The 2,339-nt window shown below is 52.4% G+C and carries 2 tRNA genes and 2 rRNA genes; all 4 read right to left on the reverse strand.

The window, feature by feature from the left end:
- A 23S ribosomal RNA gene (locus G6K99_RS23130) occupies positions 1-1,058 on the reverse strand; the annotation flags it as partial.
- Positions 1,059-1,670: 612 nt separating this feature from the next.
- Positions 1,671-1,746, reverse strand: a tRNA-Ala gene (locus G6K99_RS23135).
- 126 nt (positions 1,747-1,872) lie between these two features.
- Positions 1,873-1,949: transfer RNA gene (locus G6K99_RS23140), tRNA-Ile, on the reverse strand.
- 308 nt (positions 1,950-2,257) lie between these two features.
- Positions 2,258-2,339: ribosomal RNA gene (locus G6K99_RS23145) — 16S ribosomal RNA — on the reverse strand; the annotation flags it as partial.

Consider the following 2,339-nt stretch of genomic DNA (forward strand, 5'->3'; position numbering starts at 1 on the left):
TCAGTAAGACGGTGAGTCCCCATAGCCCATCCAGTGCTCTACCCCCGGGAGTATTCGCTCGACGCTCTACCTAAATAGATTTCGCGGAGAACCAGCTATTTCCGAGTTTGATTGGCCTTTCACCCCTAGCCACAAGTCATCCCAATCTATTGCAACAGATGCGGGTTCGGTCCTCCAGTTGGTGTTACCCAACCTTCAACCTGCTCATGGCTAGATCACTCGGTTTCGGGTCTAATGCAACAAACTAAATCGCCCTATTCAGACTCGCTTTCGCTTCGCCTACACCTACCGGCTTAAGCTTGCTTGTTACACTAAGTCGTTGACCCATTATACAAAAGGTACGCCGTCACCCTTGCGGGCTCCGACTGTTTGTAGGCATCCAGTTTCAGGTTCTATTTCACTCCCCTTGTCGGGGTGCTTTTCACCTTTCCCTCACGGTACTGGTTCGCTATCGGTCATGCACGAGTACTTAGGCTTGGAGCGTGGTCGCCCCATGTTCAGACAGGATTTCACGTGTCCCGCCCTACTCTAGGACAATAAGTGTATCTACGCGTACGGGGCTATCACCCTCTACGGCAAACCTTTCCAGGTTCTTCCACTTTAACACTCATTGCCACTGGCCTGGTCCGCGTTCGCTCGCCACTACTTGCGGAGTCTCGGTTGATGTCCTTTCCTGCAGGTACTTAGATGTTTCAGTTCCCTGCGTTCGCTTCTTACACCCTATTTTATTCAGGTGTAGATACCTTATGATAATACCTAGAAACCTGAAGTGTTTCACCAGCCACCAAAACGTTGAACCTACACCGCATAAGCGGTGACGGCCCTTGGCCTTGCAAAGCCCAACGGGCTTCGATCCCTTTCCCTCGAGAGTTTCGAAGAAGAGAGATCTCAACTAGTCAACAGTTCAGATTTTCTAGGTATTTAAGGTGGGTTGCCCCATTCGGAGATCCATGGATCAAAGCTTATTCGCAGCTCCCCACGGCTTTTCGCAGCGTATCACGTCCTTCATCGCCTGTGCATGCCTAGGCATCCACTAAATGCCCTTATAACACTTAATCGTTCTCATTGCCGATGCTCATCATCTTTGCTTGGATTTGGAATTCCTATCCTTCTCGCTTGCGCTCGAAGGGGTTCCAAATCTGACAATCCGGACACTTTGCAGTGTGCCGAACCAGCTATGCGCCGTTACCTTTTACAACGGACGCTTTCTAACAATGCCATCGACGTGTTCGACAGATCTGCTTTATTGGAGCTACGCCGAGCAGCTCGCTTGCAGTCTGTCTTAAGACCAGCTTCTCGAGATTGGATCCGATACCGCGCGGTCAGGCAACGGTAATCCGGCCGCCGTCGAGATGCATTCCATCAGGAATACAAACAACACGCGCAAACCGCTTTCGCAATTTACGCTGGCGACCCAGAGCGACAAGCTTCCTTCCTACCTCCGTCCCCTCCTTCGTTTCCAGCCGGCTAGGCCATCCACGTTCTCATAAGGTCCGGGCTCGGACGCTTTAAACAACCTTGCGGTCGCTCAAAACACCTGGAAGCCTCCAGATCAATCTTCTCTTCACAATGTATGCAGAACACGCATCAAGCTCGAAAGCCGATGCAAAACGTTTATTTCTTCAAAGGATATCTCTTAATCACCGCCTCGGCTCAAACACCAAGCGAATTGGTGGAGCTGAGCGGGATCGAACCGCTGACCCCCTGCTTGCAAAGCAGGTGCTCTCCCAGCTGAGCTACAGCCCCAACCATTCCAGCGTAAGCCCAAAGGGCTTATCGCGACGAACACCCATCAGGCAAAACCTTATGGGATCAGCATAAACCATCAGACGTCTTCGCGGTCGTGCCATGCATAGCCTAAAAGACAAAGCATGGTGGGCCCGGGTAGACTTGAACTACCGACCCCACGCTTATCAAGCGTGTGCTCTAACCAACTGAGCTACGGGCCCTAACTCGCTGAACTCTAAAGCTTGCGAGCGGTCGCCCATAAAGGCCAGAGGCCGTCACCGGTCGTCCGGTGCCCTCGCGGAGCGCAGCACCGAAGGTGCGAACAGCGCGTGAGCGCAAACCAATGGTTCGATATCCTTGTGAAGAAAGAGAAACGTGGACGGCGCAGCTCGCCATACCGTCATGACCAAAGTCATCCGGCGTATTACGTTGCGATCGTGACCTGACTGGTCCGATCTATGTTCTAAAAAGCACGGGAAGGTTCATCCAGATCAAGTCCGGCGTCTTACCAATTCCACAGCTTCCTTAGAAAGGAGGTGATCCAGCCGCAGGTTCCCCTACGGCTACCTTGTTACGACTTCACCCCAGTCGCTGACCCTACCGTGGTTAGC

This window comes from Neorhizobium sp. AL 9.2.2 (assembly GCF_013317225.1).
Lineage (GTDB): Bacteria > Pseudomonadota > Alphaproteobacteria > Rhizobiales > Rhizobiaceae > Neorhizobium > Neorhizobium soli.